Origin of the sequence: Variovorax sp. Varisp85 (assembly GCF_047304045.1) — a bacterium.
Classification (GTDB): Bacteria; Pseudomonadota; Gammaproteobacteria; order Burkholderiales; family Burkholderiaceae_C; genus Variovorax.
In genome coordinates this window covers 1-13,817 of the sequence record NZ_JBGLYN010000060.1, presented here as the reverse complement: position 1 = coordinate 13,817, position 13,817 = coordinate 1, and the positions used below count along the sequence as shown (strand labels likewise).

Annotated in this window: 10 protein-coding genes and 1 pseudogene; 9 read left to right on the top strand and 2 right to left on the bottom strand. The window is 61.4% G+C overall.

All coding sequences use genetic code 11. From position 1 onward, the window contains the following. Positions 1-98 precede the first annotated feature (98 nt). Entirely contained in the window at positions 99-2,123 is a 2,025-nt protein-coding gene (locus ACCC97_RS21280; RefSeq protein WP_413334876.1) for a CHAT domain-containing protein, read from the bottom strand. Positions 2,124-2,979: 856 nt separating this feature from the next. On the opposite strand from ACCC97_RS21280, the gene ACCC97_RS21275 reads away from it, so the two are divergent. The 3 genes from ACCC97_RS21275 (at position 2,980) to ACCC97_RS21265 (ending at position 7,791) form a co-directional block, all read left to right on the top strand. Next, the gene (locus ACCC97_RS21275) at positions 2,980-7,248 is read left to right on the top strand and encodes an RHS repeat-associated core domain-containing protein (protein ID WP_413334875.1); all 4,269 of its coding nucleotides are present in this window, start codon (positions 2,980-2,982) and stop codon (positions 7,246-7,248) included. Positions 7,249-7,256: 8 nt separating this feature from the next. Next, entirely contained in the window at positions 7,257-7,460 is a 204-nt protein-coding gene (locus tag ACCC97_RS21270; protein WP_413334873.1) for a hypothetical protein, read from the top strand. Between the two features lie 115 nt (positions 7,461-7,575). Beyond that, complete coding sequence (locus ACCC97_RS21265) at positions 7,576-7,791, top strand: hypothetical protein (RefSeq protein ID WP_413334901.1); 216 nt, start codon at positions 7,576-7,578, stop codon at positions 7,789-7,791. Here the strand turns inward: ACCC97_RS21265 and ACCC97_RS21260 are convergent. Next, positions 7,748-8,846: pseudogene (locus tag ACCC97_RS21260) on the bottom strand (IS3 family transposase). The gene ACCC97_RS21265 and the pseudogene ACCC97_RS21260 overlap by 44 nt on opposite strands. Before the next feature lie 513 nt (positions 8,847-9,359). On the opposite strand from ACCC97_RS21260, the gene ACCC97_RS21255 reads away from it, so the two are divergent. From ACCC97_RS21255 to ACCC97_RS21230, 6 genes are all read left to right on the top strand, one after another. Further along, positions 9,360-9,686: a hypothetical protein gene (locus ACCC97_RS21255; protein WP_413334871.1), complete on the top strand. Its 327-nt coding sequence runs from the start codon at positions 9,360-9,362 to the stop codon at positions 9,684-9,686. Between the two features lie 91 nt (positions 9,687-9,777). After that, positions 9,778-9,933 (top strand): hypothetical protein, encoded by a 156-nt coding sequence (locus tag ACCC97_RS21250; RefSeq protein ID WP_413334869.1) that lies wholly within the window; start codon positions 9,778-9,780, stop codon positions 9,931-9,933. Positions 9,934-10,242: 309 nt separating this feature from the next. After that, on the top strand, positions 10,243-11,439 hold the full coding sequence (locus ACCC97_RS21245; RefSeq protein WP_413334867.1) for an RHS repeat-associated core domain-containing protein: 1,197 nt from the start codon (positions 10,243-10,245) through the stop codon (positions 11,437-11,439). A 440-nt stretch (positions 11,440-11,879) separates the two neighbouring features. After that, the gene (locus ACCC97_RS21240; RefSeq protein WP_413334865.1) at positions 11,880-12,557 is read left to right on the top strand and encodes a tetratricopeptide repeat protein; all 678 of its coding nucleotides are present in this window, start codon (positions 11,880-11,882) and stop codon (positions 12,555-12,557) included. Positions 12,558-12,998: 441 nt separating this feature from the next. Next, positions 12,999-13,517 (top strand): hypothetical protein, encoded by a 519-nt coding sequence (locus tag ACCC97_RS21235; protein ID WP_413334863.1) that lies wholly within the window; start codon positions 12,999-13,001, stop codon positions 13,515-13,517. Between the two features lie 56 nt (positions 13,518-13,573). Next, the coding region (locus ACCC97_RS21230; RefSeq protein WP_413334861.1) for a hypothetical protein at positions 13,574-13,817 on the top strand (244 nt) is incomplete at its 3' end.

The following is a 13,817-nucleotide window of genomic DNA, read 5'->3' as shown; positions in this document are numbered from 1 at the left end:
AGTGCGTGCACAGGCCACCGGGTATTCCCCTCCGCGAATGTCCACCGTCGGCGTGATCGCCCCCCAAACAGCGCTCTTCAAAAACAAGGCACGTCATCTCATTCCCCCACCGTAAGACGCCAGTTGCCGATCAGGTTGAACGGCGCCCAGAAGAAGGGATGGGACATCTTGGGGTCCTTCAACACCGCGAGTTGTCCGGCCTGCATGGCCTTCTGGATGTCGCGCCCCTTGGCCAGCTCGCCGTAGAGCGTGCTCATGAGCACCGCGGTCGCGTCGTCCGACACCGGCCACAGCGAGGCGATCAGGCTGGAGCTGCCGGCCGAGAGGAACGAGCGCGTGAAGCCCAGCACCTCGTCGCCCTGCGCGATGCGCCCGAGGCCCGACTCGCAGGCCGACAGCGTGACCAGCGCGGTGCCGTCCATCGGCAGCCCGAGGATCTCGTGCGCTTCCAGAAAATTCTGCTTGCCGCCTTCGTTGGCCAACAGGATGCGCGAGTACAGCGGATCGACCGCGTCGGCCTCGGCATGCGCCGCCACATGCATCAGCGGCGAGCGCGTGGCCACGTCGCGAAACTGCGTCTTGGTGGCGGCCGCGCCCATGTACACGGTGTTGCGCGGGAACAGCTGCGCGAGCTGCTTCACCTCGGTCTCGGCACCGGGCAGGTCGTACTTGTCCTCGATGCGCGGATTGCCGAAGGCGGTAAGCGACGCGTTCACGCGCGGCGTGCGCTGCGCGAGCTGCACGGCGATGCTGATCGACGGCGCCACGGCCACCGGATGCTTCTCGATGACGTAACGGCCATCCAGCCGCAGCGCCTGGAACGGCAGGTAGTGCAAAGGCCCGTGCGGCACCACGATCAGCCGCTGCCCCGGCGCGAGGCCGAGCGGCCCGAGCAGCGCGGCGCCCAGCTTGTCTGCGTTGGTGATGGCGGCGCGGCGGCCGCGCACAATGGAATTGCGGAAGGTCTCGACCAGCTCGTTGAGGTCGTCGCGCTTCACGGCCACCGTCTTCTCGGTGATGTCGCCGGAACTCACGACCCACACCACGAGGCGGTCGGGCAGCGAGTGGAACTGCACCACGCGCTCGTCGGGTGCTAGCATGCGCTGCAGCGCGGCGAGATCGACGGTGTTGGCGGCCTGCTCGTTGATCTTGGCCCGGCCGCGCACCGCGTCGAGCAATGCGCGCGAGCGGCTGTGCTCGCTCACCTCGAAGGCCTGGCGCGCATCGCCCGCGTCGCTGTAGATGGCCACGCCGCGCTCGAACACCGATTGCAGGTCCGAGAACAGGCCCATCTTGAATTCCTCGCTGCGGAATTTGGCGCGCACCTTGTCGACGTCGCCGAGCGCGCGGCCCACGGCTTCGGCCGCGGCCTGCTTCTGGCCCAGCGCGAGTTCGCTGCGCGCCACGCCGTCCCAGGCCCAGAGGCGGTAGTACTCGGTGTCGGCGCCGACCTGCCGCGCGGTGAGTGCGCGGTACATGTCGCGCGCCTCGGCGGGCCTGTTCTCGGCCAGCAGCAGCCGCGCGCGGGTGCGGTCGAGCTGCGCGGTGAGCGGTGCGTCCTTCGGCGGCGCCATGGTGCCAAGCACTTCGCGTGCCCGCGCCGGGTCGCCCGATTCGATCAGCGCATTGACCAGCGAGGCCTGCACCAGCGGTGCATAGCGCGGCGAGCTGTTGGCCAATGCCTCGTCGTAGCTGAGCACCGCGCCGGAAAAATCGCCGCGGCGCGTGCGCACGTCGCCGATCACTTTCTGCACCGGGCCGACCACCAGCTTGGGATCGCGCGCCGGGTGCTTGAGCGCTTCGCGTGCGAACTCCTCGGCCTTCTCGAGCTGGCCCGAGTAGCTGTAGACGATGGCCAGGTCGCGGTTGGCCATGGCCATCAGGTTCGGATCGTTGGTGGCGTTGGCCAGGTGCAGCGCCTTGCTCGCGGCGCGCACGCTCTGGCGGAACTCGCCGGCCTCCGCCAGTGCGACGGCCTGGCTGCAGTATTGGTAACCCGAGAGCTTGACCGCGTCCTGCCCGTAGAGCACCGCGCCCTCGCTGGTCAATGCCAGCAAGGTGTCGGTGTCGTCCAGGCGGGCCTGCTCCATCTTGCTGGCTGCGGCTTCGGCATTCGACGACACCGCCGGCACTGCTGGACGTTGCTGCTGCTGTGCCGATGCCGAAGGGCCGAAGCCCAGGAAAAGAATGCCTGCAAGACCGAGAGCACTCGCGACAGCTGCACGACAACGTGCCGGGCGCTGCCATCCCCATCTCGAAAACCAAGCCATTGGACCCCCGTGCGCAGCCCTGTGAGCCCGCGGTCAGCGGACCATCGACGTCGCGAGAGTGCGCGCCGTTCAGGCCTCGGGGGGAAAGTCTAGGAGCGGCCTCCTGCCGCGCCTATTCGCAATACGGTCTAGCGCAAATGGACTACGGAGCAGGCCATGGCGCCAACTCCGCAGACCGGCGCGGGGATGCCCGCTTAACGCAAGAGCCCGGCTTCGCCCGCACGATGTCAATGCAAAGTGGCATCGGTGTCCGTGCGGTCAAGAAAAAAGAACGCACTTTATTAAGTAAGTGCGGATATGCCGATCTGTCGGTTTTTAAGTAAGCGTGAATCCCCTTCGCCGCACCTCAGACGAGCGAGCCAAACGATCTCCCCAAAATGGGGGATGCACAGCCGAGCCTGATTCGTGGAGACTGCCGCTCGTCGGCGCCGGGCGACGACACAGCGAAAGGCCAATCGCTAAAGGCAGAGCATCAACCAAGACTGTTGGCCAGCACTGCGAGGGAAAAGTGAAACTTCCGGGGCGTGGGTTCGAGGCTCGCCTGGCACAGACGTTCCGGGCCACGGCTAAATTCGTTGGCCGTTTCTCGGCCGCTCTGTTGGTCTGCCATGTCCTGCTCTTGGCAAACGTTCACGCTTTTTTTGCAGCAACAGGCCTGTACACAGCACGTAGCATCAACTATGACCGTGTGGTATGGGGTCCGGGGCCGATGCCCGACGCCAATGCGTGCATCGTGATGTTCGCCGATTGGAATGCGGAGATTCAATCTAACCCAGGGGCCTTCTATATCTTGGGGGTGGAGTACGCCGGCTTCAGCGGAGTTATCCCCTATCAATGCTCCTACTACGCGATCAGGCCATTCGGCCTCAGCAAAGTTTTTCAAAGCGTCACCCTTTCGCAAACATCGACCGCATGCCCAGCGAACAGCGTCCCCGATGCCACCGGAAATTGGTGTACCTGCGATGTGGGATTTGTTGAGCAGGCAAGCAGCTGCGTCAGGCCCGACATAGCGCCCGCGGCGTCCAACTCTTGCAAGAATCCTGATGGGCTGTTCAAAGGACAGCCCATCATGCCGGCCACAGGCGAGAAGTTCAGTTTTCAGAACGACTGGACCGACACTGGGCAAGCACCCATTTCGTTCTCTCGCACGTATCGAAGCGGATGGGCTTACGATCCAACTCGACCACAAGCGGGCCTGGGCCTTGTCTGGTCCCACAATCACTATGCTCGCCTGGATGCGACGCCGATCGGCGATCCCACCGACGTCACGATCGTCAATGCCGACGGCACCGTGCGCAAGTTTGCCAAGACCGCTGGCACCGCCGCCTGGGCGACCACCGCTAGTACCGACACCCTGATGCAGCTTGCCGGCGGGGCATGGACCTATGGCCACGCCGAAGACGACGCAACCCTCAACTTCGGCCCGGACGGCAAAGTCTTGTCTCGCCGCCAACGCAATGGCTGGACGACCACCTACGCCTACAACGTCTCGGGTCAATTGGCGAGCATCACCAACCCTTTCGGCCGCAGCTTGGCGTTGAGCTACAACGGCGCAGGCCAACTCGCAAGCGTGACACTGCCCGACGCCCGGGTACTGACATATGGCTACGATGCCCAGAGCCGCCTGTCCCAGGTGACCTACGCCGATGGAAAAAGTCGCAGCTATGTTTATGAGAACGCTAGCTTGCCCCAAGCCCTGACGGGCATCGCTGACGAGTCCGGCACACGCTGGGCTTCCTTTGCTTACGACACCCTCGGACGCGCAACGAGCACTCAACTTGCTGGCGCCGTGAATCGATACCAGGTCAACTACGTCAACCCTGGGTCCAGCTCCGTCGGCGATCCACTGAACAACTGGCGGAGCTATACATACGGATTCAGCGCCGGCAAGCTCGCCGTCACTGGCGGCTCGAAGCCATCGGAAACAAGGGAACCCGATGCCGCCAGCCGCGTTCAGGATTCGAATGGTCTCGTCACGTCAGAGACCGACTTCAAAGGAGCTGTCACCACGACGACGTGGGACACAACCCGCCGCCTTCCCACCGAAGTCACGCGCGCCGTCGGGACACCCGAAGCCCAGACGGTCACGACGCAATGGCATGCCAGCTTCAACCTGCCGATCTTGATCTCGGAGGCCGGCCGCACCACGGCCATGACCTACGACGCACAAGGCAATCTTCTGAGTCGAACCGTCACGGATACAGCGAGCTCGCCCAACGTTTCGAAGGTCTGGCAATGGACGTATGGGTCTCAAGGTTTGGTCGCCACCCGGACCGCCCCGAATGGAGCGGTCACCAACTACAGCTACGACAGTTCCGGAAATGTTCTGACGGAAACCAACGCGCTGGGTCATGTCACGCAGTACGGCTACGACACCGCCAATCGTGTCGTGAGCAGAACAGAACCGAACGGTCTCGTCACGACCTTCACCTGGGATGCCCGTGACCGCTTGGTGGCTCAGACTGTCGGCGGCCAGCAAACCACGACCTTCGCCTACAAAGCCGCCGGGATGCTTGAAACCGCATCGTTTTCCAGCGGTCTTGTTGTCAGCTATACCTACGACGATGCGCATCGCCTCGTGGCCTGGTCCAACAACCGCGGCGAGTCCGGTACTTACACGCTCGACGCGATGGGCAATCGCACGGCCGAGCAGATCCGAGACGGCGCCGGCAACGTGGCCTGGACCGTCGTTCGTACCATCAACAACATCAACCGGGTCAGCGCCAAGACAGAAGGCGCCAACCAGGCCCACTATCTCAGCTACGACTACAACGGCGAGTTCATCCGAGACACGAACGGCGCCTATCAAAGCACCACCTACGGTCTCGACGGCCTGCGCCGCATCAAGTCCGTGACCGACGCGGCGAACGTCACCACCACCCTGACCTACAACGCCCTGGATGCCGTCACCGAAGCCAAGGACTTCAAGGGTGTGGCCACCACCTACGCGCGTGATGCCCAGGGCAATGCCACCGCCGAGAGCAGTGCCGACACCGGCGGCGCCAGCACCCAGTACGACGCCCTGGGCCTGCCCAGCCAAATCACCGATGCCCTGGGCCAGGCCACAACGATCACCCGCGATGCCCTGGGCCGTCCCACCGGCCTGGTCTTCGCCGACGGCAAGACCACCACCCTGCGCTACGACCTGAGCGCGAACAGCAAGGGCTACCTCTCGGAGATCGTCGACCGCAGCGGCACGACCGAGTACACCCGCGACGCCTTCGGCCGTGTGACCCTCAAGAAGCAGACTCTCGCGAACGGCAGCGTCCAGCAGGTCAGCTACGGCTACAACCCCAACGGCACCTTGGCGAGCATCGGCTACCCCAATGGCGGTGGGCTGCTCACGCACAGCTACGACAGCACCGGCCGCCTCACGGCCCTGAGCCTGAACGGCAATCCGCTCGTTACCGGCATCGCCTGGAACCCCTTGGGCCAACCCACCGCCTGGAGCTGGGCCTTCGCCAGCCCAACTCTCGCAGCCAGCCGCAGCTACGACACCGCCGGGCGCATGACCGCGACCGAGTTCAGCAGCTACGTCTACAACACCGCCGGCCGCATCGCCAGCCTGACGCAGAGCCTCTACGGTCCGGGCGACACCGATCCGACCCACAGCACCATCGCCAGCAGCAACGTCACCTGGAGTGTGGTCTACAGCGCGGTCGGGCGCATCACCAGTTTCAATGCCACAGGGAACACCGCCAGCTTCGGCTACGACGCCAACGGCAACCGCTCGAGCAGCACGCGGGTGCTCAACGGCCAGAGCACCAGCCGCACCTACACCGTGGGCGCGACGAGCAACCAGCTCAGCGGCTTCTCTCAGACCATGAGCGGCACCACCACGAACGTGGCCTATGGCTACAACGCCAACGGCGACCTCGTGAGCGATGGCCTGCGCAGCTACACCTACGACGCCGAAGGGCGCTTGGCCGCGGCCACCACCGGCGCCACTGACGTGAGCCCGACCACGCGCTATGCGCACAACGCGCTGGGCCAGCGGGTGTTCAAGACTGAGCCGCTGTACCCGCCGGGCCCAGGCGACGAAGCCGACCCGGGCTTCATGCAGATGCTGATCGCGTTCTTCACCAAGCTGTGGAGTCCTGCAACGACGCAGGCCGAGCAATTGGGCTATGCGTATGTCTATGACGAGCAGGGCACCCTGATCGCAGAGGTGGGCAGTGGGGGCACGAACAGTGTGGGGCAGAGTCAGTACATCTACCTGCCCACGGCCAACGGGCCGATGCCGATTGCGGCCATCGTCAATGGCAACACCTATGCGGTGCACAGCGATCACCTGAACACGCCGCGCAAGCTCACCGATGCGAGCGGGCAGGCGGCTTGGCAGTGGAGCTACAGCGCGTTCGGGGAAGACAAGCCGACGCTGGCGAAGAACCGATTTGGCAATCTGGAGACGATACCGAACCCGGGCACGACGGGCATCTCGGAGGTGAAGTTCAACCTGAGGTATCCGGGGCAGTATGCGGATGCGGAGTCGGGGCTGTTCTACAACGGGTTCAGGACGTATGACCCGAGAGTTGGTCGCTATACGCAGAGCGATCCCATCGGTCTCGAAGGTGGGTGGAATCGGTTCGGCTACGTTGGTGGAAATCCGCTGAGCTACAGCGACCCCAAGGGGCTACAGTTACAAGCGATTCCGATCGTCGGTCCAGTACTCAGTCTGGGTATTGGCTGTGCCCTCTCACAAGGATGCAGAGATTTGTTTTCGCCACCGGCCAGCTCTGGCGGTGCCAGTGGTGATCAACTCCCAATCGTCACGCCGAAGATCGGCAACAGTTGGCCGACGTACCCTCCGGACGACAATTCTAAGAGCGACAAATATGATCGTGATGCAAACGCATGCTACGAACAATGTGCGCATCTTCTAGATCCCTCGTGTAAGGATCGTCAGGCATCAGACTATCGAAAATGTTTCCGTCGATGCATGTTCGACAAGGGACACCCTGGACTTCCACCCGATTGAGGCTACAAATGACAAGAGACCAAGCAATCCAAATCCAAGCCAAAGCGCTTGCTGCCGTTGAAGAACTGGTATCCGTTCTAGAGATCGTGAAGGACGCGGTCGCGCCCGAAGAATACGAAAGGGTCAAGAAGAGTATTGGCCTGTCAATCGGGGCGATTGAGATGCATGTCAATGTCCCTCTGTATCAACAGTTCCCAGACCTAGAGAATTGAGGCGTCCTAGTCAGGGCGGAACAGCGACCGGCCCAGCTTCCCCGCTGGGCCTTGTTCATCACCTTCCGAACAGTTTCCGAGCAATCGACGGTCCCAGTAGCCCCCTCAGGAACGAATGGCGCTCGACCAGCTTCTTGCCCTGTGCGAATGCACTGGATTCCTCGACGGTCTGCGCAACGTTGTCGATGCTGTCGATCAGCTGCCGGTGACGGCCGTCCTCTCGCTCCATCTGCAACGTCTGGAGCTTTGTGGTCGTGACCTGCTCGGTTTAGTCGAGACAGTTTTTCCTAGAAGACGGCGGGTTGCAGTTCTAGGCGGAGTTCCTGTTTGAACTCTGCCGGGGTCAAGTATTGCAGGCTGCTGTGGGGACGTACCTCGTTGTAGTGATTGCGCCAGGCTTCGATCAGGACAGCGGCTTCGCGGCGCGAACGGAACCACTCGATGGACAGACACTCGTCGCGGAACTTGCCGTTGAAGCTCTCGTCGGTGCCGTTCTGCCAAGGCTTGCCGCGTTGAGCACGGTGGCAATGCCCGAGCCTGAGATCCACTCCAGGATGGCTTGGCTGACGAACTCCGGCCCGTTGTCCGAACGCATGAACAGCGGCGCACCATGCAAGCTCACCAAGCGCGAGAGCACCTCGATCACCCGCTTGGAGCGGATGGCCCCGGCCACATCGATGGCCAGGCACTCGCGGGTGTATTCGTCCACGACAGTCAGGCACTTGATCTGCTGGCCGCTGGCCGTGGTGTCGAAGACGAAGTCGTAGGCCCAGACCATGTTGGCCTTGAACGGCGTGTGAACGCGCGGGCGCACCGAGGCGATGCGCTTGCGCGGCCGTTTTCGGGGCACCAGCAGGCCCGCCTGGCGCCACAGCCTGTGCGTGCGAGACCAACTCAGCTCGAAGCCCTTGCGGCGCAGAAACACGCGGATGCGGCGATAGCCGTAGCGCGGATACTGAGCCGAGAGTTCCTTCATCGCCGCAAGCACCGGCGCATCCTTGGCGGGCAAGCGCAGCTCATAGCTGGGCGTGGCGCGTGACATGCCGATGAGCCCGCAGGCGCGGCGCAGACTCAAGCCATGTGCGCGCACGAAGGCCAGTTGCTCGCGCCGAGCCAACGGGCTCACCATTTTTTTGCGTTGATCTCCTTGAGGATCTCGAGGTCCAGATCTCGCTCGGCAAGGAGCTTCTTCAGCCGGCTGTTCTCAAGCTCCAGGGCCTTCAGACGCTTGACGTCGGCCGCCTCCATCTGGCCGAAGTGTTTGCGCCAGGCATAGATGGTGGCGTCGCTGACCTTGTGCTTCTTGGCGGCCTCGGCCACCGTCGTACGATCTGCTTCGCGCAGGATCGTGACCATTTGCTCTTCTGAAAATCGACTCTTCTTCATGGGCTCCTCTTCGGGCGGGAGCCATCTTCCTAGAAATCAATGTCTCGGAGAAACCGGGCAGGTCAGACCCAATCGGATTGCGTGGAGGTTGGAATCGCCGCATCTATGCAGGGGCAAATCCGCTCGGAATCTCAGATCGATATGGGCTCGACTGGGATTGCTACGTGCCTGGTGGGTGTGTCTATCGACCGCCCTTGCTCGACCTCGATGGCATTCCCATTCCAGTGCCAAACTGGCTGGATGGCTTACTGAATCGCAGACCGAAGTGGCCTCCGCCTTGGGGTAGTGGCGATGATGACTCTCGTGGAGAGCCTTGGCCAAAGGATGATAAAAATGCGTGTATCCGTACCTATGCAAATTGCAAGAACTACGGTTGGTCTGGCAATTGCCAAGCTTGTCTCGATGAATGCATTTCATCAGGAAGCGGCGACTGGCCGTTCGATCTGTGTACACCACCAAAGATGAAAAAAGGTGCCCTCAATGACCCTAGAGCCCTCTGCGAAGCCGGATGACTTGGAGAAAGCATTCACTTTGATACGTGAGTACAAGCAGGGAAGCTTCGCTTCGGGCGAGGACATGACGGACGAGCATGTCGAGCTACTGCGCCTGCTGTGCAGTGATTTGCTCCCAACAGAGACCTTTTCAGCCGACCGCCTTGGTGACTTGGTGATGCAAGTTGCCCACGCCGATACTTTGTGGAATCGTCGGACGCAACATGCAGTTAGTGAGATCTACTCCTTGAGGGAAGCAAACAAGGCCGATGAAGCAGAAGAGTGCCGTCAGGCATTTCTAGCTCAATGCCCATCTACTTGGTATCGAGATATCGTCGAAGCTGTTTAACAAGGCACCGGTTTCCTCTCTGGGCCTTGTGCCATCACCGGCCGAACAGCTTCCGAACAATCGACGGTCCCAGTAGCCCTGTCAGGAACGGATGGCGTTCGACCAGTTTCTTGCCCTGTGCGAAAGCACTGGAATCCTCGACTGTGTGCGCAACGTTGTCGATGCTGTCGATCAGCTGCCGGTGACGGCCGTCCTCTCGCTCCATCTGCAACGTCTGGAGCTTTGTGGTCGCACCGGCTCTGCCTGATTGACCACTCGGTTTCCATCTCGAAATGGACGTATGGGTCTCAAGGTTTGGTCGCCACCCGGACCGCCCCGAATGGAGCGGTCACCAACTACAGCTACGACAGTTCCGGAAATGTTCTGACGGAAACCAACGCGCTGGGTCATGTCACGCAGTACGGCTACGACACCGCCAATCGTGTCGTGAGCAGAACAGAACCGAACGGTCTCGTCACGACCTGGGCTGCTCACGCACAGCTACGACAGCACCGGCCGCCTCACGGCCCTGAGCCTGAACGGCAATCCGCTCGTTACCGGCATCGCCTGGAACCCCTTGGGCCAACCCACCGCCTGGAGCTGGGCCTTCGCCAGCCCAACTCTCGCAGCCAGCCGCAGCTACGACACCGCCGGGCGCATGACCGCGACCGAGTTCAGCAGCTACGTCTACAACACCGCCGGCCGCATCGCCAGCCTGACGCAGAACCTCTACGGTCCGGGCGACACCGATCCGACTCACAACACCATCTCCCTGGCCCCCTGGACTTGGACCGTCGGCTACAACTCGGTCGGGCGCATCTCCAGCTTCAACGCAACAGGCAATACCGCCGGCTTCGGCTACGACGCCAACGGCAACCGCTCGAGCAGCACGCGGGTGCTCAACGGCCAGAGCACCAGCCGCACCTACACCGTGGGCGCGACGAGCAACCAGCTCAGCGGCTTCTCTCAGACCATGAGCGGCACCACCACGAACGTGGCCTATGGCTACAACGCCAACGGCGACCTCGTGAGCGATGGCCTGCGCAGCTACACCTACGACGCCGAAGGGCGCTTGGCCGCGGCCACCACCGGCGCCACCGACGTGAGCCCGACCACGCGCTACGCGCACAACGCGCTGGGCCAGCGGGTGTTCAAGACCGAGCCGCTGTACCCGCCGGGCCCAGGCGACGAAGCAGACCCGGGCTTCATGCAGATGCTGATTGCTTTCTTCACCCGGCTGTGGAGTCCGGCGACGACGCCATCTGAGCAATTGGGTTATGCGTACGTCTACGACGAGAACGGCACGCTGATCGCGGAGGCGGGCAGCGGCGGGGCGAACAGTGCGGGGCAGGCCAGCTACATCTACCTGCACACAGTGAATGGCCCGATGCCGATTGCGGCCGTGATCAATGGCGCCACCTACGCGGTGCATAGCGACCACCTGAACACGCCGAGACGCCTGAGCAATGCGGACGGCCAACCCGTCTGGCAGTGGAGCTACAGCGCGTTTGGGGAAGACAAGCCGACTACCGCGAAGAACCGCTTCGCCAACCTGGATGTCACGCCGACCCCGGGCACGACCAGCTTCTCGGAAGTGAAATTCAACCTGAGGTATCCGGGGCAGTATGCGGATGAGGAGAGCGGGCTGTTCTACAACTACTTCAGGAGCTATGACGCGAGGACGGGGCGGTATAGCCAGCCTGATCCGATCGGTTTGCGTGGCGGATGGAACCGATTTGTGTACGCAGCCGGCGATTCTCTATCGCTTCTATGACATTGACGGGCTGCAACAAAAGCGATTTGGGCGGCCGTTTGAAAACCAACTCTTCGACGGCGGCGGTGGAGGAGCTGGTGCTGGTGGCGGTGGCGGTGGGCTGACGCTCGGAATGATCGGGGCGGGAATTGCTGCTGCCATCGGGTCGAACTCGGCCGCGCCGCCATCTGCCGCGAACGATTCCACCTATGACAACGTGATTCCTCTGCCACCCCAAAGCTGCCCGCCCGACGATGGATGCAAGCGGGCGCAGGACAAGCTGCTCAATAACAGACTTCTGATTCTCGGCATGTGGGGCCATGGGGTACTCGGTAACATGGGCGAATACCGAAGGCTGGTGACAGCGTTCAATCAGAGCGTTGAGGCTCACAATGCGCGATGTCCTGCTCACCCGGTAGCTCCATTGCCACTTGGTCCGTCTTAATTGCAAGGTCACGTCTGTGAAAGATGCAATGTCGCGAAAGCATGCCGTCTCGTATTTGCGCGGGCAAGGGTTTTCGCTGCCCGAGCAATCCGCTGGCGCACATGCATGGTGTTTACGCCTCGCGCAAGAAGGCGACGTTGTTGCCCAATGCATTTTGTCCGTACTTTTCTCAATCGGACTCACGGGGCAAAGGAACGAGACGTTAGCCTTTAAGTGGTGTGAAATCGCTGCCAACAGTGGCTTCCAGGACGCGAAACGTGCACTGGCGTCGTATTTGATATCTGGCAGGCAAGTGGAGCGGCAGCCTCGACGTGGAGTAGCGATTCTTACCGAGCTCGTGGAGGCGGGGCACCTTCCTGCGATGGTTTCGCTGGGAATGCTGATGATGAGTGGGCATTCCGAATTCGTCCCGAAAGACGAGGCGGGCGCGATTGATCTTCTCTTGGCACCTGCGCAGGCCGGCGATCCGCTCAGTCAGTGTCTCGTTGGAGCCCACCTTATCCTGAGCGATGATCCCGGCGTGCAGCTCTCTGGCGCCAAGTGGATAGCATCAGCTGCAGAGGGCGGCCTGTCGTCCGCTCACAGATACCTAGCGACATTCCATCGCCAGGGGAGGTACGGCTATCCCGTAGATCCAGAAAAAGTCGCAGTACATGATGCGATTGCTCAGCGCCTGGAAGAGGAAGGTCTTTAGCACTCGAACTTGGCCGAATTCTGGGATCTCGCGATGGCGTGTGACATGCCGCCGATCTCTGGTCAGGTGCCCAGCGAGCCGGATCTGCTGACATTCGCTGCCATTACCGATGATCCGCCGGAGGAGATCGCGGCGGCCGGTCACGACCGATGCTCATCCCGATCTCGCGCGAACCTGGAGGCTTCGTATTAGTCGACCCAGATGGCATTCCGATTAGCCCCCCTGGCATTTCGTGGCCAAAACTTCTGCCTCAGCCCGTGGTTGACGCATGCACCAAAGCAACAGAGTGGTTGAGGGATCGGATGTTCTCGGACGGCGGAAAAAAGAAGGACGTCCCCAATCGCGCTGATCCTGGCTCAGTCATTGAGGGCAATCACCGCACGCGAGAATATGGACCGGACGGAAAACCAGTTAGAGACTTTGACAAGCCGCATCAAGGCTATGAGCGCCCGCATGTTCACGAATGGGACGGTGGCGCGAGAGAGCATCCTGGACGTGATTATTCCCCATGGCCGCAAAGAGGAAATTGACATGAATGGATTGGAAACGCTTGTTGAATCGACTATTGATTCGGTTCATGTTTCAGTGAAAGACAAAAAGGTCTGTATCGAGCTAACTTGCGCTTGGGAAGGAAAGGAACGCAAGAAGATCACTGCAACCGGAGTGGAAGATTTCGTCGCAGATGAGCTAAGACTCTCGAACATTGTTGACAGAGTCCACTGCTTCGCTGCAGCAGATTTTCAAGAAAACATTTCCACAATCACCGATAACTTGTTCTTCTTGATACGGGGTAAAAGCCCAAGCTCCTCTGATCTTGAGTGGGAGCCGTTGAAAGAGAAACTCGGGATGATCAGTTCTGGTATGTTGACGCTACTTGTTGTTGAGCCTGTCTACGGCGTGACGATCATCTTGCTGGCAAGTGAAATTCAACTGGAAGCGATTGGCAGCGACGCCTTTTGAACTGAAGAGCCGGCGACAATCTCCGCTGCGGACGGAGCTTGCTTCCACGCCGGGCCTTGTTCATGACCGTCCGAACAGCTTCCGAACAATCGACGGTCCGAGTAGCCCAGTCAGGAACGGGTGACAGTCATCGAATCAACGACGCCAGCAGATTGCCGCTGCCGATGATCCGTGAATGTGCGTCCATCGTCTTGTTTGTTGGATTCCGCCGATCTCTGACCTTAGGGGGTGCGGATAAAAACTTGGACTGGTTTTATGCTGCAAGTCCAAGGCTCACCCGGTATTCGATGGGGCTGAGGG

Bases quoted from the DNA above. Each gene is read 5' to 3' on its own strand.
- ACCC97_RS21250 (WP_413334869.1), top strand. From the start codon at position 9,778: ATGGCGTTCGACCAGTTTCTTGCCCTGTGCGAAAGCACTGGAATCCTC.
- ACCC97_RS21275 (WP_413334875.1), top strand. From the start codon at position 2,980: ATGCCCGACGCCAATGCGTGCATCGTGATGTTCGCCGATTGGAATGCG.
- ACCC97_RS21235 (WP_413334863.1), top strand. From the start codon at position 12,999: ATGAGCGCCCGCATGTTCACGAATGGGACGGTGGCGCGAGAGAGCATC.
- ACCC97_RS21270 (WP_413334873.1), top strand. From the start codon at position 7,257: ATGACAAGAGACCAAGCAATCCAAATCCAAGCCAAAGCGCTTGCTGCC.
- ACCC97_RS21265 (WP_413334901.1), top strand. From the start codon at position 7,576: ATGGCGCTCGACCAGCTTCTTGCCCTGTGCGAATGCACTGGATTCCTC.